The sequence below is a fragment of the Stenotrophomonas sp. 3diitr2024 genome, from assembly GCF_042136455.1.
In the GTDB taxonomy this organism is placed as follows: Bacteria; Pseudomonadota; Gammaproteobacteria; order Xanthomonadales; family Xanthomonadaceae; genus Stenotrophomonas; species Stenotrophomonas sepilia.
On record NZ_JBHHMJ010000315.1, the window covers coordinates 1 to 324 of the forward strand.

Here is a 324-nt window from a genome sequence, read left to right on the forward strand (position 1 = left end):
TGGATGGAACCGCCCGGGTGGCGTCCAGCCGATTGCGCACGCTCGGCCAGAACGGCCACGGCCTGTATGCGGAGGGTTCCGGCGGGAAAAATCCGCAGGTGAGCGCAGGCATGACCGATCGCCATCCGTACGACAGCAGCAACTGGACCACCATCAGCCAGTACGGCCAGTTCACGGGTCTGCGCGGCCCGGGCTGTACCGCCACTGCGGGTTGCGGACCAGGAAGCGCTCGTCAGCGGCGTCGGCCGCGTGGACATCATGCACTGCAGTGTCGTTGCCGTCGGACATGGAATCTACGGTCAGGGGCGGGCGCCAGCACGCGTT

Annotated in this window: 2 pseudogenes; one reads left to right on the forward strand and one right to left on the reverse strand. The window is 67.3% G+C overall.

The features are described from left to right. Positions 1-218: pseudogene (locus ABGA94_RS07325) on the forward strand (hypothetical protein); the annotation flags it as partial. On the opposite strand, the pseudogene ABGA94_RS07330 reads toward ABGA94_RS07325, so the two are convergent. Further along, positions 205-288: pseudogene (locus ABGA94_RS07330) on the reverse strand (pilus assembly protein PilZ); the annotation flags it as partial. The pseudogenes ABGA94_RS07325 and ABGA94_RS07330 sit on opposite strands and share 14 nt — an antisense overlap. Positions 289-324 lie beyond the last annotated feature (36 nt).